This window comes from Paraburkholderia antibiotica, from assembly GCF_012927125.1.
In the GTDB taxonomy this organism is placed as follows: Bacteria; Pseudomonadota; Gammaproteobacteria; order Burkholderiales; family Burkholderiaceae; genus Paraburkholderia; species Paraburkholderia antibiotica.
Window position 1 is genome coordinate 99,993 of the sequence record NZ_JABBFZ010000014.1, and the last position, 22,486, is coordinate 122,478.

20 protein-coding genes and 1 tRNA gene are annotated in these 22,486 nt (G+C 65.2%); 10 read left to right on the forward strand and 11 right to left on the reverse strand.

Features of this window, described 5'->3' with window-relative positions:
- Positions 1-31: 31 nt before the first annotated feature.
- The 5 genes from slmA to HHL14_RS21680 all read left to right on the forward strand — a co-directional run bounded on the left by slmA (position 32) and on the right by HHL14_RS21680 (position 5,950).
- Complete coding sequence (slmA, locus tag HHL14_RS21660) at positions 32-805, forward strand: nucleoid occlusion factor SlmA (protein ID WP_169499660.1); 774 nt, start codon at positions 32-34, stop codon at positions 803-805.
- 610 nt (positions 806-1,415) lie between these two features.
- Entirely contained in the window at positions 1,416-2,561 is a 1,146-nt protein-coding gene (gene metX, locus HHL14_RS21665) for a homoserine O-succinyltransferase MetX (protein WP_169499661.1), read from the forward strand.
- Positions 2,558-3,166: a methionine biosynthesis protein MetW gene (metW, locus tag HHL14_RS21670; RefSeq protein ID WP_169499662.1), complete on the forward strand. Its 609-nt coding sequence runs from the start codon at positions 2,558-2,560 to the stop codon at positions 3,164-3,166. Before metX ends, metW begins: the two co-directional genes overlap by 4 nt.
- A 13-nt stretch (positions 3,167-3,179) precedes the next feature.
- Positions 3,180-4,574, forward strand: a complete 1,395-nt coding sequence (locus HHL14_RS21675) for an AmpG family muropeptide MFS transporter (protein ID WP_169499663.1) — start codon at positions 3,180-3,182, stop codon at positions 4,572-4,574.
- A complete protein-coding gene (locus HHL14_RS21680; protein ID WP_407945297.1) occupies positions 4,556-5,950 on the forward strand; it encodes a M48 family metallopeptidase in 1,395 nt (464 codons plus the stop codon). The genes HHL14_RS21675 and HHL14_RS21680 overlap by 19 nt, the downstream gene beginning before the upstream one ends.
- A gap of 96 nt (positions 5,951-6,046) precedes the next feature.
- Here HHL14_RS21680 and HHL14_RS21685 read toward each other — a convergent pair whose 3' ends face one another.
- From HHL14_RS21685 to gatC, 5 genes are all read right to left on the reverse strand, one after another.
- Positions 6,047-6,826: an exodeoxyribonuclease III gene (locus tag HHL14_RS21685; RefSeq protein WP_169499664.1), complete on the reverse strand. Its 780-nt coding sequence runs from the start codon at positions 6,824-6,826 to the stop codon at positions 6,047-6,049.
- Between the two features lie 52 nt (positions 6,827-6,878).
- Positions 6,879-7,718 carry a PPK2 family polyphosphate kinase gene (locus HHL14_RS21690; protein WP_169499665.1) on the reverse strand — a complete coding sequence of 280 codons (840 nt, stop codon included), beginning with the start codon at positions 7,716-7,718 and terminating at the stop codon, positions 6,879-6,881.
- Between the two features lie 132 nt (positions 7,719-7,850).
- Positions 7,851-9,326: an Asp-tRNA(Asn)/Glu-tRNA(Gln) amidotransferase subunit GatB gene (gene gatB, locus HHL14_RS21695; protein WP_169499666.1), complete on the reverse strand. Its 1,476-nt coding sequence runs from the start codon at positions 9,324-9,326 to the stop codon at positions 7,851-7,853.
- Positions 9,327-9,331: 5 nt separating this feature from the next.
- Entirely contained in the window at positions 9,332-10,825 is a 1,494-nt protein-coding gene (gene gatA, locus HHL14_RS21700; RefSeq protein WP_169499667.1) for an Asp-tRNA(Asn)/Glu-tRNA(Gln) amidotransferase subunit GatA, read from the reverse strand.
- A gap of 133 nt (positions 10,826-10,958) precedes the next feature.
- Complete coding sequence (gatC, locus tag HHL14_RS21705) at positions 10,959-11,258, reverse strand: Asp-tRNA(Asn)/Glu-tRNA(Gln) amidotransferase subunit GatC (RefSeq protein ID WP_169499668.1); 300 nt, start codon at positions 11,256-11,258, stop codon at positions 10,959-10,961.
- A 373-nt stretch (positions 11,259-11,631) separates the two neighbouring features.
- On the opposite strand from gatC, the gene HHL14_RS21710 reads away from it, so the two are divergent.
- From HHL14_RS21710 to rodA, 5 genes are all read left to right on the forward strand, one after another.
- Positions 11,632-12,675 (forward strand): rod shape-determining protein, encoded by a 1,044-nt coding sequence (locus HHL14_RS21710; protein WP_004189550.1) that lies wholly within the window; start codon positions 11,632-11,634, stop codon positions 12,673-12,675.
- 154 nt (positions 12,676-12,829) lie between these two features.
- Complete coding sequence (gene mreC, locus HHL14_RS21715; protein ID WP_169499669.1) at positions 12,830-13,972, forward strand: rod shape-determining protein MreC; 1,143 nt, start codon at positions 12,830-12,832, stop codon at positions 13,970-13,972.
- Positions 13,969-14,481 (forward strand): rod shape-determining protein MreD, encoded by a 513-nt coding sequence (gene mreD, locus HHL14_RS21720; RefSeq protein ID WP_167042135.1) that lies wholly within the window; start codon positions 13,969-13,971, stop codon positions 14,479-14,481. Before mreC ends, mreD begins: the two co-directional genes overlap by 4 nt.
- A 166-nt stretch (positions 14,482-14,647) precedes the next feature.
- Complete coding sequence (gene mrdA, locus HHL14_RS21725; RefSeq protein WP_169499670.1) at positions 14,648-17,050, forward strand: penicillin-binding protein 2; 2,403 nt, start codon at positions 14,648-14,650, stop codon at positions 17,048-17,050.
- Between the two features lie 10 nt (positions 17,051-17,060).
- Complete coding sequence (gene rodA, locus HHL14_RS21730; protein ID WP_169499671.1) at positions 17,061-18,209, forward strand: rod shape-determining protein RodA; 1,149 nt, start codon at positions 17,061-17,063, stop codon at positions 18,207-18,209.
- 64 nt (positions 18,210-18,273) lie between these two features.
- Here the strand turns inward: rodA and HHL14_RS21735 are convergent, their stop codons facing one another.
- The 6 genes from HHL14_RS21735 to HHL14_RS21760 all read right to left on the reverse strand — a co-directional run bounded on the left by HHL14_RS21735 (position 18,274) and on the right by HHL14_RS21760 (position 22,432).
- Positions 18,274-19,008 carry a tetratricopeptide repeat protein gene (locus HHL14_RS21735; protein ID WP_169499672.1) on the reverse strand — a complete coding sequence of 245 codons (735 nt, stop codon included), beginning with the start codon at positions 19,006-19,008 and terminating at the stop codon, positions 18,274-18,276.
- A complete protein-coding gene (locus HHL14_RS21740) occupies positions 19,005-19,787 on the reverse strand; it encodes an HpcH/HpaI aldolase family protein (protein ID WP_169499673.1) in 783 nt (260 codons plus the stop codon). The genes HHL14_RS21735 and HHL14_RS21740 overlap by 4 nt, the downstream gene beginning before the upstream one ends.
- A 206-nt stretch (positions 19,788-19,993) precedes the next feature.
- Positions 19,994-20,443 (reverse strand): 6-carboxytetrahydropterin synthase QueD, encoded by a 450-nt coding sequence (queD, locus tag HHL14_RS21745; protein WP_206002452.1) that lies wholly within the window; start codon positions 20,441-20,443, stop codon positions 19,994-19,996.
- Between the two features lie 9 nt (positions 20,444-20,452).
- Complete coding sequence (gene queE, locus HHL14_RS21750) at positions 20,453-21,085, reverse strand: 7-carboxy-7-deazaguanine synthase (protein WP_075294827.1); 633 nt, start codon at positions 21,083-21,085, stop codon at positions 20,453-20,455.
- Between the two features lie 134 nt (positions 21,086-21,219).
- Positions 21,220-21,951 carry a 7-cyano-7-deazaguanine synthase QueC gene (gene queC / locus HHL14_RS21755; RefSeq protein ID WP_169499675.1) on the reverse strand — a complete coding sequence of 244 codons (732 nt, stop codon included), beginning with the start codon at positions 21,949-21,951 and terminating at the stop codon, positions 21,220-21,222.
- Between the two features lie 405 nt (positions 21,952-22,356).
- Positions 22,357-22,432 (reverse strand) — tRNA-Phe (locus HHL14_RS21760).
- Positions 22,433-22,486 lie beyond the last annotated feature (54 nt).

Below are 22,486 nucleotides of genomic sequence, written 5' to 3' on the forward strand. Positions count from 1 at the left end.
CGCCAACGACCGCAGCCGGGGGACGACAGCCATGCAGCCGATCGACAAGCCTGACGAAGCCTTAGCCGAAGCCTCCCCCGCGACGCCTGCCGCCGCGCCCGCGACGCCCGCCGCTGCCCGCTCGCCGCGCCCCAAGCCGGGCGAGCGGCGCGTCCACATCCTGCAGACGCTCGCCAGCATGCTCGAGGCGCCGAAGAGCGAAAAGATCACCACGGCCGCGCTCGCCGCCCGGCTGGGTGTGTCGGAAGCCGCGCTGTATCGCCATTTCGCGAGCAAGGCGCAGATGTTCGAAGGCCTGATCGAATTCATCGAGCAGACGCTATTCGGGCTCATTAACCAGATCACCAGTCACGAGAGCAACGGCGTGCTGCAAGCCCGCGCGATCGCGCTGATGCTGCTGAACTTTCCCGCGAAGAATCCCGGCATGACGCGCGTGCTGACCTGCGAGGCGCTGGTCGGCGAACACGAGCGGCTGACCGAGCGCGTGAACCAGATGCTCGAGCGCGTCGAGGCGTCGCTGAAGCAGTGTCTGCGGCTCGCGCAGACGGAGGCGCTCGCAAGCGCCAATGGTAATAGCGATGGCGAGCGTGACGGTGCGGGGGCAGCCAGCGCCAATGTCGCCGCATCGACCTCGCTGCACAACGACACCTCCGCCACCGCGCTGTCCGCCGGCTACGATCCCGCGCTTCGCGCGAGCCTGCTGCTGAGCTACGTGATCGGCCGCTGGCATCGCTACGTGCGCAGCGGTTTTTCGCGCTTGCCCGCCGAACAGGCGGATGCGCAATTGCTGCTGATTCTTCAATAGCGTATCCGGGCGCGCCGCGCGTCACGGCTGCTGCGCTCGCCCGTGCCCACAAAGCCCCTGTCAGGCGCTCGGCTGAGTGTCCGGCGCCCCCAGCCAGCTACATGCTTAAGTACCCGCACGCCAGCCGTCGAAAATGCGCTCGAGTGCAAGCGCAACTTTGCTCGAATACACGGCCCGGAGCCCGCGCAGTGCCCGCCGAGCACTCCACCCAGCCAGCCGTGCAGCGCCCGCCGAACACACCGCCCCGATCCCGCGCAGCACCCGTCGAACCCACCACCTCACGCCCCCACAGCCCCCGCCCCAGCGCCTCCGCGTCCCCACCGGCGATGCTGCCGCACGAATTTTTCCGCTATACTTTGCGCCTGACGCGGCCGCTGCGCTATGGATACACACCGGCCCGCGCTCAGGAATCCCGAACACGTCGTACCCTTGGTTGTACCGATTTCACGCGCCGATTTGCTGACTCGATTGCGGGCGCGCGAACCACTGGCCACAGGCCCGCGGTTCACTATAAATGCGGCTAAAGAGGTCGTCAGCCGCGCACACCGTTTCTCCCCCGTGCCTCGCCGACGCCGTTTAGCCGCCCTGTTTTGACTCAATGGCGGAATGAATGGACTCCATCGGCATCGTCGCTCCCCAAAAAATGCATTTCCCCGACCCGCTGCCCTTGCGCAACGGCAGCTCGCTCGCCGGTTACGACCTGATGGTCGAGACCTACGGCACGCTGAATGCCGCGCGTAGCAATGCGGTGCTCGTGTGCCATGCGCTCAACGCGTCGCATCACGTGGCGGGCGTGTACGCCGACAATCCGAAGGACGTCGGCTGGTGGGACAACATGGTCGGCCCAGGCAAGCCGCTCGACACCGACAGATTCTTCGTGATCGGCGTGAACAACCTCGGCTCGTGCTTCGGTTCGACCGGCCCGATGAGCATCGATCCGTCCACCGGCAAGCCCTACGGCGCGACGTTTCCGGTCGTCACCGTCGAGGACTGGGTCAACGCGCAGGCGCGCGTCGCCGACGCGTTCGGCATCGAGCGCTTCGCCGCGGTGATGGGCGGCAGCCTCGGCGGCATGCAGGCGCTCGCATGGAGCATGATGTATCCGCAGCGCGTCGCGCATTGCATCGTGGTCGCGTCGACGCCGAAGCTGTCCGCGCAGAACATCGCGTTCAACGAGGTCGCGCGCTCGGCGATCCTGTCGGACCCCGACTTCCACGGCGGCGACTACTACGCACACGGCGTAAAGCCAAAGCGCGGCCTGCGCGTCGCGCGGATGATCGGCCACATCACCTATCTGTCGGACGACGACATGGCCGAGAAATTCGGCCGCTCGCTGCGTCGCGCGGAAGGGGCGCCGGGCGACTACAACTTCAACTTCGACGTCGAGTTCGAAGTGGAGTCGTATCTGCGCTACCAGGGCGACAAGTTCGCCGACTACTTCGACGCGAACACCTACCTGCTGATCACGCGCGCGCTCGACTACTTCGATCCGGCCAAGAACTTCGACGGCGATCTGACCGCCGCGCTCGCGCACACCACCGCGAAGTATCTGATCGCGAGCTTCACGACCGACTGGCGGTTCGCGCCGGCACGCTCGCGCGAACTGGTGAAGGCGCTGCTCGACCACAAGCGCACGGTGACGTACGCGGAAATCGACGCGCCGCACGGCCACGACGCCTTCCTGCTCGACGACGCGCGCTATCACAACGTGCTGCGCGCCTACTACGAACGCATTGCAAAAGAGGTCAACGCATGAACCAGCGAGCACTTGATTACCTCGCGTCGCGCCCGGACTTCCGCGCGATCGCCCGCTGGGTCGAACCGCGCTCGACCGTGCTCGATCTCGGTTGCGGCGACGGCTCGCTGCTGTCGCTGCTGAAGGAAGAGCTCGAAGTCCAGGGCTACGGCATCGAGATCAACGACGCCGGCGTGCTGGCCTCGACGCAGAACGGCGTCAACGTGATCCAGCAGAATCTCGAAGACGGACTGCGTCTCTTCGAGGACGGCAGTTTCGACTTCGCGATCCTGTCGCAGACGCTGCAAACCATCCATCAGACCGCGGCGATCCTGCGCGAGACGGTGCGCGTCGGCAAGGAATGCATCGTGTCGTTTCCGAACTTCGGCTACTGGGCGCATCGGCTGTCGGTACTGCAGGGGCGCATGCCGGTGTCGAAATCGCTGCCTTATCAATGGCACAACACGCCGAACGTGCGCGTGCTGACAATCAAGGACTTCGAGGCGCTCGCGCCCGAAGTCGGCATCGAGATTCTCGATCGCGTGGTGCTGCACGACGGACAGGTGGTGCGTTGGGGCGTGAACTGGCGTGGTAGTCTTGCGGTCTATCGCGTCAAGAAAAGCTAACGTACTTATCCACATGTCGAACCCGCCGCACGAGGCGCCCGCACTTAACGCTCACGAAGAACATCCCGGCTGGCGCGCGTTCCTGAATACGCGCATGCTGATCTGCGTCTTTCTCGGCTTCACGTCGGGATTGCCGCTGTTTACGCTCGTCTACCTCGTGCAGGCATGGCTGCGTTCCGAAGGCGTCAATCTGAAGGAAATCGGCCTGTTTGCGCTGATCCAGTTTCCGTACACCTGGAAGTTCATCTGGGCGCCGCTGATGGACCGCTACGTGCCGCGTCTGCCGGGCTGGCGGCCGGGCCGACGGCGCGGCTGGATGCTGGTCACGCAGATTCTCGTGGCCGGCGCGATCGCCATGCTCGGCTACGTCTCGCCGCGCGACTCGATCTGGACGGTCGCCGCGCTGACCGCGCTAGTCGCGTTCTTCGGCGCGAGTCAGGACATCGTGATCGACGCGTACCGGCGCGAGTTGCTCAGCGACACGCAGCAAGGTCTCGGCAACGCGGTGCACGTGAACGCGTACAAGATCGCGGCGCTGGTGCCGGGTTCGCTCGCGCTGATTCTGTCCGACCATCTGCCGTGGAGCACGGTGTTCATCGTGACGGCCGCGTTCATGCTGCCGGGTATGGTGATGACGCTCGTCGTGCGCGAGCCCGAAGTGCACGGCAAGCCACCGAAAAATCTGCGCGAGGCGATCGTCGAGCCGTTCCGCGAATTCATTCAGCGCGACGGCTGGCGCGGCGCGCTGTTCGTGCTCGGTTTCATCTTTCTGTACAAGCTCGGCGATACGATGGCGACCACGCTGTCCACGTCGTTCTTCCTCGACATCGGTTTTTCGCGCACGCAGATCGGCGTGATCGCGAAGACAACCGCGTTCGGCGCAAGCCTCGCGGGCGGGATCGTCGGTGGGATCTGGCTGATGAAAGTCGGCATCGGCCGCGGCTTGTGGATTTTCGGTTTTCTGCAGATGGTGTCGACGCTCGGCTTCGCATGGCTCGCGCATCTCGGCCCCGACTCGCCCGGCCTCGCCGCAATCTACGACATCGCGGTCGCGGTGAGCCAGGGGACGACGAAGCTGCTCGCGCTGGTCGGCGTCGACTGGAGCGTACAGCTCGATCCGCGCTCGGTCGCGCTCGCGCTGGTCTACGGCTTCGAGACGTTCACGACCGGTCTGACGATGGCCGCGTTCACCGCGTACATCGCGAGCACCACCGACCCGCGCTATACGGCCACCCAGTTCGCGCTGTTCACGAGCCTCGCGTCGGTGCCGCGCACGCTCGCGTCGGCGGCGAGCGGTTACGTGGTCGCGCGGATCGGCTGGTTCGACTATTTCATCGTGTGTACCGCGCTCGCGGTGCCGGGCATGTTGCTGTTGTTGCGTATCGCGCCGTGGAGGGCCCAGTCGTGACGATGCGCTTGCCGACGCGCGCGCGGCGTCGCGGGCAACTCGCGTCCGCTGCGCCCCGCGCCTTATCGAGCGACGTGAACCGGCTAGCGCTACACGCGGCCTGGGCGCTCGGTTGCGCGAGCGCGCTGCTGGCGATGCCAGCGAGCGCGGCTGCGGCCGGCGCGGCGGCGACGGACTCCAGCGCGGCTAACAGCGCCCAGTCGCCAGCAACCGCGACTTCGACCGGAACGACAGGCGCCACCGCGCCCGCGGCCAAATCCGCGACCAGCGCCGTCAACGCGGAAAGTGCGACCTCGGCGGTGTCGGGCGCTACCGGCAACAACGGCGCAAATAGCAGCACAAGCGGCGGCACAAGTAGCACCACGACCGCCGCCCCCACCACGCCCAGCACTGGCGGCAGCGCACCAGCCACGACGGCGCCGAATTCTGCACCGAATGGCTCGTCGAACGCAGCTAACGCAACCAACGCAACACCCAACTCCGCGCCGCAGACGGCGCAACCGCCCGCCGCCGCCAAAGCCCCGGCCGCAACCTCCGCGCCGGCCGCCCCGCCGCCGTACTACGTGAGTCCGCAGCTGCGCTACGGCGGCTACATGGTGTTCCGCAACCTGATCCCGTCGCCGATGCTCGAGACGCAAGCCACCGCCGAATTCGGCCAGATCGTCTACGGCGCGAGTCATGCGAAAAGTCTGTATGCCGACAACGACGCGCACGTCACGCGCGTGCGCTCGATCGTCGACAAGATGGTGCCGTACTCGCTGAAATGGAACGAGCGGGCCAAGGGCTGGAAGTGGGAGGTGGCGGTGGTGCGTTCGAACGACATCCGCATGTACTGCCTGCCGGGCGGCAAGATCGTCGTCTATAGCGGGATACTCGATCGCGTGCGGCTGAACGACAACGAACTCGGCATGCTGATCGGCCACGAGATCGCACACGCGTTGCGCGAGCATGCACGCATGCGGCTCGGTCAGTTGCAGGCGAGCCAGCTCGATTCGTCGGGCACGATCCCGCAACTGTTCGGGCTCGCCGATCTCGGCATGGCGCCGCTCGGCATCGGCTCGCGTCTGCTGGAAATGAAGTACGAAAGCACCGACGAAACCGAAGCCGACGTGATCGGCAGCGATATCGCGTCGCGCGCCGGCTTCGATCCGCGCGCGGCGGTCACGCTGTGGGACAAGCTCGCGCAGGCGACGCGCGGCAATCGCGAGCATGGCTTCATCTACGTGCATCCGTACACGCCGACGCGCCGCGAGGACATTATCAAGCGGCTGCCGGACATGCTGCCGCTGTACGCGAAGGCGATCGGCAAGAGCGTCGACGCACTGCCCGATTACGCGGGCATGGGCCGGCCGACCCGTAAATCGGCGCGCGACTGATCCGAACGCGCGAGAACCACGGCATGCTCGCCGGGGTTCATGCGTACGCGCCAGTTTGCGTCGCGTGCGCGTCGCCCGGCACGCGCCGCCGTGTGCTTACTTCTTGACCTTGTGGTCGTAATCGACGGTCAGCGGCGCATGGTCGCTGAACTTGATGTCGCGGAACACGTCGGTGCGCTTCGCCGTGCCGGCAATGCCCGGCGTCGCGATCTGGTAATCGATCCGCCACCCGACGTTCTTCGCATACGCCTGGCCGCGATTGCTCCACCATGTGTACTGTTCGGGCCGCTGGTCGAGCGTGCGGAACACGTCGACGTAACCGACGTCGTCGAACAGCTTGTCGAGCCACGCGCGCTCTTCCGGCAGGCAGCCCGAATTCTTCTGGTTGCTCTTCCAGTTCTTGATGTCGATTTCCTTGTGCACGATGTTCACGTCGCCGCACACGATCACTTCGCGCTCCTTCGCCAGTTCGGCGAGATGCGGCATGAACTCGTCCATGAAGCGGAACTTGGCCTGCTGGCGTTCGTCGCCGCTCGAACCCGACGGCACATACACCGAGATCACCGACAGCTTGCCGAAGCGCAGTTCGACATAGCGACCTTCCGGATCGAACTCCTCGCTGCCGAAACCGATCACCACTTCGTCCGGCTCGTGGCGCGTATAGACGCCCGCGCCGCTATAGCCCTTCTTCACCGCGTGCTGGAAATAGCCGGTGAAATCGTGCGGCGCGAGAAACTCCGGCGTCATGTCGTCCTGCGAGCATTTGATTTCCTGCACGCACAGCACGTCGGCTTTCTGCTCGCCGAACCACTCGAAAAAACCTTTTTTCGCCGCCGAGCGAATGCCGTTCAGATTGGCGGTAATCACACGCAACATGTCGTTCCTCTAATGTTCGATTCGTTTCTGATGCCAAAGGGCAAAGCCGCGTTCACTCGACCTTGACGCCCCTCAGCGATTCCTTCGCGGGCGGATAGTCGAGCTTGAGCCCTTCGAGCGTGCGTAGCAGCAACTCGCCGATCATCACGTTGCGATGCATCTTCGAGTCGGCCGGAATCACGTACCACGGCGCGTACTCGGTCGACGTCACCGCGAGCGTGTCGCGATACGCGGACTGATACGCGTCCCACTGCTTGCGCGCTTCGAGATCGGCCAGGTCGAATTTCCAGTGCTTGTTCGGGTCGTCGATACGCGACTGCAAACGCTCGCGCTGCTCGTCCTTCGAGATGTGCAGCATGCACTTGAGGATCGTCGTGCCGCTGTCCGCGAGCATCTCCTCGAACTCGCGGATGTGGCAGCAGCGCTGCTCGAACGCGTCGGCCTTGAGCTCGCCGAGCACGGTCGGCACCAGCAGGTCTTCGTAGTGGCTGCGGTTGAAAATCGTCAGCTCGCCGGCCGCGGGGGCCTGCGCATGCACGCGCCACAAAAAGTCGTGCGCGAGTTCGACCGGGGTCGGCGCCTTGAACGGGACGATGCGCAAGCCGAGCGGATCGACTTCGTGAAACACCGCGCGAATCGTGCCGTCCTTGCCGCTCGTGTCCATGCCTTGCAGCACCAGCAGCACGCGGCGCTGCTTTTGCGCGTGCAGACGCTCCTGCAGATTGTCGAGCTGGGTGCCGATCTCCGATAGCCGCGCACGGTCCGTCTCTTTCGATCCGGACGAAAACGGCTTCATGCCGGGGTCGAAATCGTCGAGCGAGAATTTGCCGTTTTTCTTGCTGCTGTCGAAATACGGCACGCGGAAATCGTCGAGTTCGGGTTGCTTCGACATGCACACACTCCGTGATCTGCGCTTACGCTGGTTTGAACGGACCCGCAAATAAAACGGGCCGTTGCCCTACTTTCGATCCGGCAACAGCCCGCGATGGCCCGGACGCGCGCGCCCGGCCGTTGGTACTTCGACTCAGGACAGCTTCTTCTTCAGCAGTTCGTTGACCTGCGCGGGATTCGCCTTGCCCTTGGTCGCCTTCATCGCCTGGCCGATCAGCGCGTTGAACGCCTTTTCCTTGCCGGCGCGGAATTCGTCGACCGATTTCTGGTTCGCGGCGAGCACTTCGTCGATGATCGCTTCGAGCGCGCCGGTATCCGAAATCTGCTTCAGCCCCTTCGCCTCGATGATGCGGTCGGCGGCGGCTTCGTCGGTGGCCTTTTCTTCCCAGATCGCGAGGAAGATTTCCTTCGCGATCTTGTTCGAGATCGTGCCGTCGGCGATACGCTGCAACACCAGCGCAAGCTGCGCGGCCGAAACCGGGCACGCGGCAATCTCGAGGCCTTCGCGATTCAGTTGCGACGACACTTCGCCCATCACCCAGTTCGCCGCGACCTTCGCGTTCGCCGCGCCGGTCTTCGCGACCACCGCCTCGAAGTACGCGGCCGTCGCCTTGCTCGACGTCAGCACGTTCGCGTCGTACGGCGTCAGGCCGTATTGCGACACGAAGCGCTGCTGGATCGCTTCCGGCAGCTCCGGCAGCTCGCCCCTCACGCGCTCGACCCACTCAGCGTCGATCACGAGCGGCATCAGGTCGGGGTCGGGGAAGTAGCGGTAGTCGTGCGCGTCTTCCTTGCTACGCATCGAACGCGTTTCGCGCTTGTCCGGATCGTACAGACGCGTTTCCTGCACCACCGTGCCGCCGTCTTCGATCAGCTCGATCTGACGACGCACTTCGTACTGGATCGCCTCTTCGAGGAAGCGGAACGAGTTCAGATTCTTGATCTCGGCGCGCGTGCCGAATTCCTTCTGGCCGACCGGGCGCACCGACACGTTCGCGTCGCAGCGGAACGAGCCTTCCTGCATGTTGCCGTCGCAGATGCCGAGCCACACAACGAGCGTATGCAGCGACTTCGCGTAGGCAACCGCCTCGGCCGCGCTGCGCATTTCCGGCTCGGTGACGATTTCGAGCAGCGGCGTGCCGGCGCGATTCAGGTCGATGCCGGTCATGCCCGCGAAGTCTTCGTGCAGCGACTTGCCGGCGTCTTCCTCGAGGTGCGCGCGGGTCAGGTTGATGGTCTTCTCGTACGCTTCCTTGCCGGCCTTTTCATTGGCCGGCACCTGGATCGTCAGTTGACCGCCTTGAACGACCGGGATTTCGTACTGGCTGATCTGATAGCCCTTCGGCAGATCGGGGTAGAAATAATTCTTGCGCGCGAAGATGCTGCGCGGCGCGACCGTCGCGCCGATCGCGAGGCCGAATTGAATGGCGCGCTCGACGGCGCCGCGGTTCATCACCGGCAGCGTGCCCGGCAACGCCAGATCGACGGGGCTCGCCTGCGTGTTCGGCTCGGCGCCGAATTGCGTCGCGGTACCCGAAAAGATTTTCGACTGCGTCGACAACTGCGTGTGGGTCTCCAGACCGATCACGACTTCCCATTGTTTGGTCATGGTGCTCACACTCCTGCCGGTGCCTTGCGGTGCCAGTCGGTCGCGCGCTGGAACGCGTCGGCCACCTGCAGCATCCGGGCTTCATTGAAATAGTTGCCGATGATCTGCAGACCGACCGGACGCTGCGCATTCGCGCCCGCACCGAAGCCGCACGGCACGCTCATGCCGGGCAGGCCGGCGAGGCTCACCGACAGCGTGTAGATATCGGCCAGATACATCTGCACCGGATCGTCGCCCTTCGCGCCGAGGTCCCACGCCACCGACGGCGCGACCGGTCCCATGATCACGTCGCACTGTTTGAACGCTTCCTGGAAGTCCTGCGCGATGATGCGGCGGATCTTCTGCGCCTGCAGGTAGTACGCGTCGTAGTAGCCGTGCGACAGCACGTAGGTGCCGACCAGAATGCGGCGCTTTACTTCCGGGCCAAAGCCCTCGGCGCGCGACTTCTTGTACATGTCGAGCAGATCGCGGTACTCGGCCGCGCGATGACCGAAGCGCACGCCGTCGAAACGCGACAGGTTCGACGACGCTTCCGCCGGCGCGATCACGTAGTAGACCGGGATCGACAGTTCGGTTTTCGGCAGCGACACCTCGACGAGCGTCGCGCCGAGCGCTTCGTATTGCTTGAGCGCGGCGTCGATCGACGCGCGCACGTCATCGGCGAGACCGGCGCCGAAGTACTCCTTCGGCAGACCGATGCGCAGGCCCGCGAGCGGCTTGTCCGCGCTCGCCGCGCCTTCGTTCCACGACTTGCCGAGGTAGCGCGTGTAGTCTTCGTGCTCGTGCGACAGGCTCGTCGAGTCGCGCTCGTCGAAGCCGGCCATCGCGTTGAGCAGCGTCGCGCAGTCGGCGGCGGTTTGCGCCATCGGGCCGCCCTGATCGAGCGACGACGCGAACGCGATCATCCCGTAGCGCGACACGCGGCCGTACGTCGGCTTGATGCCGGTGATGCCCGCGAACGACGCCGGCTGGCGGATCGAGCCGCCGGTGTCGGTGCCGGTCGCGGCGGGCGCGAGGCGCGCAGCCACGGCGGCGGCCGAGCCACCCGACGAACCGCCCGGCACGGCCTTGCGGTCCCACGGATTCTGCACGGCGCCGAAGTACGAATTCTCGTTGGACGAACCCATCGCGAATTCGTCCATGTTGGTCTTGCCGACGCACACCATGCCGGCGTTCGCGAGACGCGCGACCACGGTGGCATCGAACGGGCTTTGGTAGTTCGCGAGCATCTTCGAGCCGGCCGTGGAGCGCCAGCCCTTCGTGACGAACACGTCCTTGTGCGCGATCGGCAGGCCGACGAGCGGGCCGATGTGGCCGCTGTGCAGCAGCGCGTCGGCGGCTTTCGCCTGCGCGAGCGTCAACTCGGGATCGACCTGGATGAACGCGTTCAGGCTTTTGGCTGCGTCGATCCGCTTCAGGTACGACTGCGCCAGTTCGACTGCGGAGCATTCCTTGGCCGCGAGCGCGGCGCGCAGTTCGGTCAGACTTTTTTCATGCATTGCGTTTTATCCTGGAAAGCGCGGCAGCGCGGTCACGCTGCCGTGGAGGCGTTCGGTTGCCCGCTGGCAGGCCGGAGGCGGCAAAACTCGCGACATACGCCGCGGGCCGGACCCGCAGCCCGCCTGGCGGGTCTTATTCGATCACCTTCGGCACGAGGTACAGGCCGTCCTGCACGGCCGGCGCGGGGCGCTGGAAAGCCTCGCGCTCGACCGTCTCGGTCACGGCGTCGTCGCGCAGACGCAGCGCGACGTCTTCGATCTGCTCGATCGGGTGGGCAAGCGGCGCGATGCCGGTGGTATCGACCGCCTGCATCTGCTCGACGAGGCCAAAGAAATCGTTGAGCTGGGTACGGGTGTGTTCAGCGTCGGCATCGGCCAGTTCGAGCCGCGCGAGATGCGCGATGCGCTTAACATCGGTCAGGGTCAGAGCCATGCAGTCACCGGAAAGGGGTGGAATGTCGTAACAATTGAAAAAACCGCGTTGTAACAGCGGGTTACGACACGATAGGACAATCCCGAAAAAGGACCCGTAGCGGCAAAAAGTGCGCTCCGTTTCCTTTAAAACATCCAAAATTATAAGGTATCATTACGCGTTCGACCCAAACCCGGACCGACTTACCAGAGCCTTAGGACAATTCCTATGAACGTCCGGCGCTTTGCGCTCTGGCTTTGCAACGGCCTCCGGTAGACTCCCCCGCAGCTTCAAGCTCCTGTGGCGCCGCTTCGCCCGGTTGAGGCTGTTATTTTTCCGCTGCCGCCCTACGCATACGGTGCGAGGCCCGGCCCCCAGCGAGACAGGATTTTGAATGTTCGGTTTTTTGCGCAGCTACTTCTCCAACGATCTGGCGATTGACCTCGGCACCGCCAACACGCTTATCTACATGCGCGGCAAGGGCATCGTTCTCGACGAACCGTCGGTCGTGTCGATCCGCCAGGAAGGCGGCCCCAACGGCAAGAAGACCATCCAGGCCGTCGGTAAGGAAGCCAAACAGATGCTCGGCAAGGTGCCGGGCAACATCGAGGCAATCCGCCCGATGAAAGACGGCGTGATCGCCGACTTCACCGTCACCGAGCAGATGATCAAGCAGTTCATCAAGACTGCTCACGAATCGCGCATGTTCTCGCCGTCGCCGCGCATCATCATCTGCGTGCCGTGCGGTTCGACCCAGGTCGAGCGCCGCGCGATCAAGGAAGCCGCGCACGGCGCCGGCGCTTCGCAGGTCTACCTGATCGAGGAACCGATGGCCGCCGCGATCGGCGCGGGCCTGCCGGTTTCGGAAGCTACCGGCTCGATGGTCGTCGACATCGGCGGCGGCACGACCGAAGTCGGCGTGATCTCGCTCGGCGGCATCGTCTACAAGGGCTCGGTGCGCGTTGGCGGCGACAAGTTCGACGAAGCGATCGTCAACTACATCCGCCGCAACTACGGCATGCTGATCGGCGAGCAAACCGCCGAAGCCATCAAGAAGGAAATCGGCTCCGCGTTCCCGGGCTCCGAAGTCAAGGAAATGGAAGTGAAGGGCCGCAATCTGTCGGAAGGCATTCCGCGCAGCTTCACGATCTCCAGCAACGAAATTCTCGAAGCGCTGACCGATCCGCTGAACCAGATCGTGTCGTCGGTCAAGATCGCGCTGGAACAGACGCCGCCGGAACTCGGCGCCGACATCGCCGAGCGCGGCATGATGCTCACTGGCGGTGGCGCGCTGCTGCGCGATCTGGACCGTCTGCTCGCCGAAGAAACCGGCCTGCCGGTGCTCGTCGCCGAAGACCCGCTGACCTGCGTCGTGCGCGGCTCGGGCATGGCGCTCGAACGCATGGACAAGCTCGGCAGCATCTTCTCGTACGAGTAAGCGAGCTTTTCTCTCATGTCAGTAGCGCAGATCTGGCACACGGCCCCTCGCGGGCCGCTTTGCCGTTGGCTGGCCAAACCAGCCGCCGCGCGCTGACCGCGCGCGCCTCACGCGCCGCCGTCTCACCCAACCGCTCACGCCCCCGGCGCCGACCATGGAATACAGTCCGCCGCCCCTGTTCAAGCAAGGCCCCTCCGCTCTCGCCCGACTGGTGTTCTTCGTCGTGCTGGCGCTCGCCCTGCTGATTTCCGATGCCCGCTTCCAGACGCTCGAAATCGTCCGCGGCGTGCTCGGCGCGGGTCTCTATCCTTTGCAGCGCGCCGCACTCGTGCCGCGCGACATCTTCATGGGCGCCGCTGATCTCGCCGTGACGAGCGCAACCTTGCGCAACGAAAACGACAAGCTGCGCACACGCGATCTGCAGATGTCGCAGCAGGCCAACACGGCCGCGTCGCTCGCAGCCGAAAACACCCATCTGCGCGCGCTGCTGCAACTGTCGCAGCACCTCACCACGCAATCGCTGCCGGCCGAAATCCAGTACGACACGCGCGATCCGTTCACGCAGAAAGTCGTGATCGGCCGCGGCGCACAGCAAGGCATCCAGAACGGCTCGCCGGTCGTCACCGAAGACGGCGTGATCGGCCAGGTCACGCGGGTGTTCCCGCTGCAGGCCGAAGTCACGCTGCTCACCGACAAGGACCAGGCCGTGCCGGTCGAAATCCTGCGCACCGGCTTGCGCAGCGTGATCTACGGCACGCCGAAGGGCGATTCGCTCGATCTGCGCTTCGTGCCGATCAGCGCCGACGTGCAGACCGGCGACGAGCTCGTCACGAGCGGCCTCGACGGCGTGTATCCGCCGGGGCTGCCGGTCGCGAAGGTCGTGCGCGTCGACAAGCAGGCCGATACCGCGTTCGCGCGCGTGATCTGCCAGCCCGTCGCGGCGGTGCGCGGCGCGCGTCAATTGCTGGTGCTGCATGTCGTGAACGACGTGCCGCCGCGCCCGGCCGACGAACCCGATGCGGCTACGGTCGCCAAGGACGCCAAGTCGAAGAAGGGTGGCAAGGCGGACGCGAAGGGCGCAGCGGACAAAAACGCCGCCAAGGCAGGCGACAGGAACGCCGCAGACAAAACCGCAGCCGACAAGTCCGCCGCAAAATCGGCTGAAAAAGCGCCGGCCAAACCCGCAGCAACCGACAAGAAGGCCGCGCCGGAGAAGAAAGCCGGCAAGCAGGCTGACAAGCCGGCCGCCGCGAAGAACGCGAAGCCGCAGCAAGCCGCGCCGGGGGCTCAGCCATGAACCGCCCGCAATACATCCTGCAACCGGTCAACCCGTACTTCATCGCGTTCAGCCTCGCCGCCGCGTTCCTGCTGAACCTGATGCCGTGGGGGCGTCTGGCCGGCGTGCCCGACTTCGTCGCGCTCGTGCTGCTGTTCTGGAACGTGCACCAGCCGCGCAAGGTCGGCATGGGCATCGCGTTTCTGCTCGGCCTGCTGATGGACGTGCACAACGCCAGCCTGCTCGGCGAGCACGCGCTCGCCTACACGCTGCTGTCGTACGGCGCGATCACGATCCACCGCCGCGTGCTGTGGATGTCGCTCGGCGTGCAAACGTTCGCGGTGATGCCGCTGCTGGTCGTCGCGCAACTGGTGCCGTTCGTGATCCGGCTGTTGACCGGCGCAGCGTTCCCGGGCTGGAGTTACCTGATCGACGGTTTCGTCGAAGCCGCGCTGTGGCCGCTCGCGAGCGTGCTGCTGCTGATGCCGCAACGCCGTCCGGCCGACCCGGACGACACGCGGCCCATTTGATGTCTATTTGATCGCGCCCCGGACCCGCCGGCCGCTGCGTTGCGACACCTCGCACGCAACCTGAGCCGGCGACCTGTCCGACGCGCACCGCAGTTTCTGCCCCCGGCCGCAGCCGGTTTGGGCGCACACTCTAGATGGCCGCGCGCCGGCCTTTTGCTTAAATCGCATGACCGAATTCAAGGACACCCAGCAGCAGCTCTCGAAATTCCGCCTGCGCGTCGCGGCGGCGGGCCTGTTCGTGTTCGTCTGCTTCGGGCTGATCGGCTTCCGCTTCCTGTTCCTGCAGGTCTGGCACTACAGCAAGTACTCGCTGCAGGCCGACGAAAACCGCATCTCCGTCGCACCGATCGTGCCGAACCGCGGCATCATCACGGACCGCAACGGCGTGGTGCTGGCGAAGAACTACTCGGCCTACACGCTCGAAATCACGCCGTCGAAGCTGAACGACACGCTCGATAACGTGATCGACAATCTCGCCACGGTTGTGTCGATCGACGCGCGCGACCGCCGCCGCTTCAAGAAACTGCAGGAAGACTCGAAAAATTTTGAAAGCCTGCCGATCCGTACCCGCCTGACCGACGACGAAGTCGCGCGCTTCACCGCGCAGCGCTTCCGCTTTCCGGGCGTCGAAGTGCGCGCGCGGCTGTTCCGCCAGTATCCGCTCGGGCCGACCGCCGCGCACGTGATCGGCTACATCGGGCGGATTTCGCAGCGCGACCAGGACCGCATCGACGACGCCAGCGATCAGAACGACAGCGATCCGGACCACTACGATCCGCGTCTGGACGCGAACAACTACAAGGGCACCGACTACATCGGCAAGATCGGCGTCGAGCAGAGCTACGAGACCGAGCTGCACGGCCAGACCGGTTTCGAGGAAGTCGAAGTGACGGCGGGCGGCCGGCCGGTGCGCACGCTGTCGCGCACCCAGGCCACCCCGGGCAACAACCTCGAACTGTCGCTCGATATCGGCCTGCAGCAGGTCGCCGAGCAGGCGTTCGCCGGCCGCCGCGGCGCGCTGGTCGCGATCGAGCCCTCGACCGGCGACGTGCTCGCGTTCGTGTCGGCGCCGAGCTTCGATCCGAACTCCTTCGTCGACGGCATCGACCAGCAGACCTGGGACGAGCTGAACAACTCGCCCGACCATCCGTTGCTGAACCGCCCGCTGCACGGCACCTATCCGCCGGGCTCGACCTACAAGCCGTTCATGGCACTCGCCGCGCTGACGCTGCACAAGCGCACGCCGGGCTGGGGCTTCCAGGATCCGGGCTCGTACACGTTCGGCGGCCACACGTTCCGCAACGACGTGCGCTCGGGCCAGGGCTGGGTCGACATGAACCGCGCGATCGTCGTGTCGAACGACACGTACTTCTACATGCTTGCGCACGACCTCGGCGTGAACAACATCGCCAACTTCATGAAACCGTGGGGCTTCGGCCAGATCACCGGCATCGATATCGCCGGCGAGGCGAAGGGCATCCTGCCGTCCACCGACTGGAAGCGCAAGGCGTACCGCCGCCCCGAGCAGCAGAAGTGGTACGAAGGCGAGACGATCAGCCTCGGCATCGGCCAGGGCTACAACTCGTTCACGATCCTGCAACTCGCGCACGCCACCGCGACGCTCGCGAACAACGGCGTCGTGATGAAGCCGCACCTCGTGCGTGATATCGAAAATCCGATCTCGAAGGAAACGCGGCCGGTCGTGCGCGATCCAAGCGACAAGATCTCGGTCAGGCAGCAGGACATCGACTTCATCAAGCGTGCGATGGTCGGCGTCGTGACCAACGGTACGGCGTCCAAGCTCTTCATCGGCGCGCCGTATCAGGCGGCCGGCAAGACCGGTACCGCGCAGGTTTACTCGCTGCAGGGCGCGAACTACAAGGGTCACGCGCTCGCCGAGCATCTGCGCGACCACGCGCTCTTCATCGCGTTCGCACCGGCCGAACAGCCGAAGATCGCGCTCGCGCTGATCGTCGAAAACGGTGGCTGGGGCGCGGAAGCGGCCGGCCCGATCGCGCGCAAGGTGCTCGACTATTACCTCGTCGGCAAGAACAAGCCGGGCGCCGAGGCGGCGGCCGTCGCGGCGGCGGCCTCGGCGACGCTCGATGCGTCCGCGCCGCAGGTCGGCGACGCGCCGGCCTCGCGCGACGGCGTCCAGCCGATCAGGATCGCGGCGGGCTTCGCGGCGTTGCCGGTACCGGGAGCGTCGGAGGCCGCGGCTGCCGCGGCGGCATCGGGCGCATCGGCGGCGGTTGCAGCGTCGGCTGCGGCCCCCAATGGCACATCGGCTCCGTCGGGGACCTCGGCAGCAACTTCCGCCACAGCACCGGTCGCCGCGTCGGCGACGGCCAGAACCAGGGCCAAGGCCAAGGGCGCGCAAGCCGCGTCGGCGGCCAAGCCCGCGTCCGACTCCGCCGCCGTCAAGAAACCCGCGTCGCGTTCGTCCGGCGCACCGCATCAACCCCGTCCGGCTAGCGATCCGGCGCCGAGCATCGCCGCGCCATCGCGCGAAGACGGCGTCCAGGACGCGTCGCCGCGCCAGCCGGCCGCCGGCGGCATCGACGAATAAGGAGAAAGGCATGCAATTCGACAAGCGCGCCTGGCTCGACCGCATCAAGCGGATGTTCGCGGGCTTCGATCGCCCGCTCGCACTGGTCGTGTTTCTGCTGCTGTGCGTCGGCATCGTCACGCTGTACAGCGCGAGTCTCGACGTGCCTGGCCGCGTCGAGGACCAGTTGCGCAACATCCTGCTCACCTTCGTGCTGATGTGGGCGCTCGCCAATGTGCCACCCAATACGCTGATGCGCTTCGCTGTCCCGCTCTATACGTTCGGGATCGCGTTACTGGTCGCGGTCGCGATGTTCGGCCTCACGCGCAAGGGCGCGAAGCGCTGGATCAACGTCGGCGTGGTCATCCAGCCATCGGAAATCCTGAAGATCGCCACACCGCTGATGCTCGCGTGGTACTACCAGCGCCGCGAAGGCGTGATGCGCTGGTACGACTATCTGGTCGGTTTCGTGATCCTCGCGGTGCCGGTCGGCCTGATCGCGAAGCAACCCGACCTCGGCACCGCAGTGCTGGTGTTCGCGGCCGGCTTCTTCGTGATCTACTTCGCGGGCCTGAGCTTCAAGCTGATCGTGCCGGTGCTGATCGCGGGCGTGATCGCGGTCGTCTCGATCGCCGCGTTCCAGGACAAGATCTGTCAGCCCGAGGTGCAGTGGCCGCTGATGCACGACTACCAGAAGCACCGCATCTGCACGCTGCTCGACCCGACCTCGGACCCGCTCGGCAAAGGCTTCCACACGATTCAGGCGGTGATCGCGATCGGCTCCGGCGGCCCGCTCGGCAAGGGCTGGCTGAAGGGCACGCAGGCGCATCTGGAGTTCATCCCCGAAAAACACACCGACTTCATTTTCGCGGTGTTCGCCGAGGAGTTCGGTCTGGCGGGCGGGGTCGTGCTGCTCACGCTCTACATGCTATTGATCGCGCGCGGGCTCTACATCGCGGCCAATGGCGCGACGCTATTCGGGCGATTATTGGCCGGCTCATTGACGATGGCGTTTTTCACCTACGCGTTCGTCAATATCGGCATGGTGAGCGGCATCCTGCCGGTGGTCGGCGTGCCGTTGCCGTTCATGAGCTACGGCGGCACCGCGCTGACGACGCTCGGTGTCGCGACCGGACTCATCATGAGCGTCGCGCGACAGAAGCGCCTGATGCAGAGCTAGCGACGCACAAGCACCGAACTCAAAACACCAAGGGCGCTCCTCTCACGAGAAGCGCCCTTTTCTTTTACTGAGGCTTCACTTCCTTCTGATCGCGCAGCTGCGCGCTCAACTGCTGGTACTTGAGCCGCGCCGCCGGATCGCCCTGCGCCGCCGCGGCCGCGTAGTACGCGCGCGCGACGTTCAGATTCCTGTCGACGCCATCGCCGCCGCGCTCGTAGAACGAGCCGGTCACGTATTGCGCGGTCATGTCGCCGCCCTGCGCCGCCTTCTTGTACCAGACGAACGCCTGGCGGTTGTCGCGCTCGGTGCCGCGGCCGTCGAGAAACTGGTTGGCGAGCGCAAGTTCCGCCTGCACGTGCCCCTGCGCAGCCGCCTTCAGAAACCAGCGATGCGCCTCGACCGGATCGCGCGCGACGAACTCACCATCGTCGTACATCTTGCCGTACACGTATTGCGCGTGCGACATGTTGGCGTCGGCGGCCTTGCGCAGCCACTTCTTGCCTTCGTCGACGTTGACCGGCGTGCCTTCGCCGTTCAGCAGCATCATCGCGTAGTTGAATTGCGCGAGCCGGCTGCCACGCTCGGCGGCCTGGCGGAACTCGCTCAGCGCCGCGCCAAGATTGCCGGCGTTGTAGTCGGCCACCGCGGATTGCGTCTGCGGATCGTTCGACTTCGCGGCGCGGTCCTGCGCGGATGCGACGTCCGCCGCGCCGAGCGCGAGCAGCGCCGCCGCGACGCCCAGTTGCGCGGCCGCCCGCCTCGCGGCACGCGCCGCGACACCCTGCCTTGTGCCGTTCATGATCTCGCCTCCTGTATGGCCTGGCGCGCCGCGCGCAACATCCAGATGACGTCGGCGGCCAGCGCGACGAAGCGAAAACCCGCGGCGCGATACTGCCGCGCGCTCGCCGCGTCCATCGCGAACATGCCCGCGGCGATGCCGGCCTTGTCGGCGGCATCGACGACACGCGTCATTGCGTTCAGCACGTCGCCGTGCTTCGCGTCGCCGAGATGGCCGAGGCTCGCCGCCAGATCGGCCGGTCCGACGAAGATGCAATCGACGCCCGGCGTCGCCGCGATCTGATCGACTTCCTCCAAGGCGCGCGCCGACTCGATCTGCATGATCGTCGCGATCTGCGCGTTGGCCGTCTGTATGTAGTCGCGCCGCATCCCGTAGCCGGCCGCGCGCACCACGCCGGCGACGCCGCGCAGGCCGTCGAGCGCCTCGGCGGTTGGATATTGGGTGAGGCGCACGGCGCGTGCCGCGTCCTCGGCGGATTCGATATTCGGGAACATCAGCGTGCGTGCGCCGGCATCGAGCACACGCTTGACGAGCCACGGCTCGCTCGCGGGCACTCGCACCACGGGCTCGCTCGGCAGATGCGCGGCGGCGATCGCGCGCAATTGCGACTCGACGTGGCCGCTGTCGTTCGGCGCGTGCTCCATGTCGATCAGCAGCCAGTCGAAGCCCGCATGCGCGAGCGCTTCGGCGGCCGTATCACTGCCGAGCGACAGCCACAGACCGAACAGCGACGAACTGTCCTTCAGACGTTGTTTGAGGGGATTGGTGAAGGTGCTCATCGACTGGCCTCGCGCTCGTTCGTGACTGAAAGCGGAGCCAGATATGAGACCGGGCGGGCAGCGGGGCGCTGATGGCCTCGATGCCCGTTGCGACGCAATGCGGTGACCGGCATGTCTCGCTCCGCGTGGGTGTCGGAACGATCATACCGTGTCCATCACGCGAGGGGCGGCTCGCGCGGCGTGCCGGGCAGGCGGGTGGCGGTGAGTTAGCCCTGGTCGCGGACCACGTCGGCCCAGCAGTTCGGCGTTTCGTACAGACGCACCTTATGCAGACGCAGGTTCACGCCGTAATGCGCGTCGTACACGTTCGCGAGGATGTCGAACGCGATCGCGGCGAGGTTCTCGACGGTCGGAATGCGATCGAGCACGATCGTCTTGTGGCCGGCCATGCTGTCGAGAAAGCCGCGCACCTGCGTGTCGCCTTCGTAGACGAGAAACGCGTGGTCCCACTTGTCGACCAGATGCTCGTTGGCGAGCGACTTCACGTCGGCGAAGTCCATCACCATGCCGCGATCGGGCGCGCCTTCGGTGTCGACCAGATCGCCTTGCAGTGTGATTTCGAGCACGTAGCGATGGCCGTGCAGATTACGGCACTGGCTGCGGTGATCGGGGATGCGGTGGCCCGCGTCGAATTCGAGTTTTCGGGTAATCGTCAGCACGGCAAATCAGGGAATGTTCAGATACTTGTGGGTCTGCATCGACAGGCGCCATTGCGGATGACGCTTGCACCAGTCGATCGCGAGCTTCGTGTTGATGTCGCGCGACGGGCCGTCCATCGGCTGGACGAGGAAATACTCGAAGTCGAGCTTCGCGTAGTCGGCGAGGCGCTGATTGTCCTGCGGAATCACGACTTTCAGCTCGTTGCCCTTCGTCACGACGAGCGGTGCGTCGGCCTTCGGGCTCACGCAGATCCAGTCGATCGTCTCGAGCACCGGCAGCGAGCCGTTGGTTTCGATCGCGATCTCGAAGCCGGCCGCGTGCAGCGCATCGACGAGCGGCTGATCGATCTGCAGCATCGGTTCGCCGCCGGTGCAGACCACGAAACGCTCGCCCTCGCCTTGCGGCCATTGCGACGCAATCATCGCGACGAGTTCTTCAGGGGTGCGGTACTTGCCGCCGTTCTCGCCGTCGGTACCGACGAAATCGGTATCGCAGAAGCGGCACACGGCGTCCGCGCGATCCTCTTCGCGGCCCGACCACAGATTGCAGCCCGCGAAGCGGCAGAACACGGCCGGACGCCCGGCATTCGCGCCCTCGCCCTGCAACGTGTAGAAGATTTCCTTGACCGCGTAAGTCATGCTGCTTTCTGCCTTGTGTTCCTGAATGAATGAGCCCGATTGATCCCGAACGATCCCGAACGATCCCGACTGAGCCGTGAGTGCGGACGCTCCGCATGTGAGACCTATGCCTCACTCACATGCCACCTGAACTATCAGACCGGTTCGGTGACGTTTTCGCCGGCGAGATACGCCTCGTAGCCGCGTTTGCGCAACCGGCATGCCGGGCACTCGCCGCAGCCGAAGCCCCATGCGTGCAACTCGGCACGCTCGCCGACATAGCAAGTGTGCGTCTCGACGCGCACCAGCTCGACGAGTTCGTCGCCGCCGAGCTCGTGCGCGAGACGCCACGTGTCGGCCTTGTCGAGCCACATCAGCGGCGTCTCCAGCGCGAAGCGCGTGTCCATGCCGAGATTCAGCGCGACCTGCAACGCCTTCATCGTGTCGTCGCGGCAATCGGGGTAGCCCGAGAAATCCGTTTCGCACATACCGCCGACCAGCACCTGCAAACCGCGCCGATACGCAATGGCCGCGGCGATCGTCATGAACATCAGATTGCGGCCCGGCACGAACGTGTTCGGCAAACCGTTGGCCGTAGCTTCGATCTCGATCTCGCGCGTCATCGCGGTGTCGCTGATCGCGCCGAGCAGCGACAGATCGATCATGTGATCCTCGCCGAGACGATCGGCCCACGTGGGAAACGCACGCACGACAGCCTGACGGAACCCTTCGCGGCACTCGAGTTCGACGCGATGCCGTTGACCGTAATCGAAGCCGAGCGTTTCGACCGTGTCGTAACGCTCGAGCGCCCATGCGAGACAGGTGGCGGAATCCTGGCCGCCGGAAAACAGCACGAGCGCGCTACGCTTAGCGTCTTTGCGGATCACCGTGAAACTCCGTGAATGAAAGTGCCACGTCGCGCTACGCGAGGTGCGCCATGCGAGCAACGCGACGCGACGTGTGCCGGCATTGCTGCCGGCCAAAGCAGTATAGGTCGTGCGTTGCGCGTGAACGTGGCTGGGCGCTTATACCGCCGATCGTCGGGCGAAGGATTGGGTGCTTCGATGCTTCGTGGTGCCTGGTACTGCATTACGAGCTGCGCGATTGCGTGCGCGCCTGTATGCAAGTCCTTGAAGTGGCGCGATTTTATCACGCGACACCGAATGCCACCGGAGCCTGCCGCCCGGGCTTCGCGCCCCAGCCTGCTTCACCGACGCCTGACGAATCCAAACAACGACTGCCCGCCAAACGGAAAAGCCCCAGGAATCTTGCGATTTCCTGGGGCTAAATCCTGGTGGCCTGGGGCGGAATCGAACCACCGACACGCGGATTTTCAATCCGCTGCTCTACCAACTGAGCTACCGGGCCAACGAAGAACGAAACTATATCAAAGGGTTTTTAGTTCAGCAAGCCCTTTCGTAA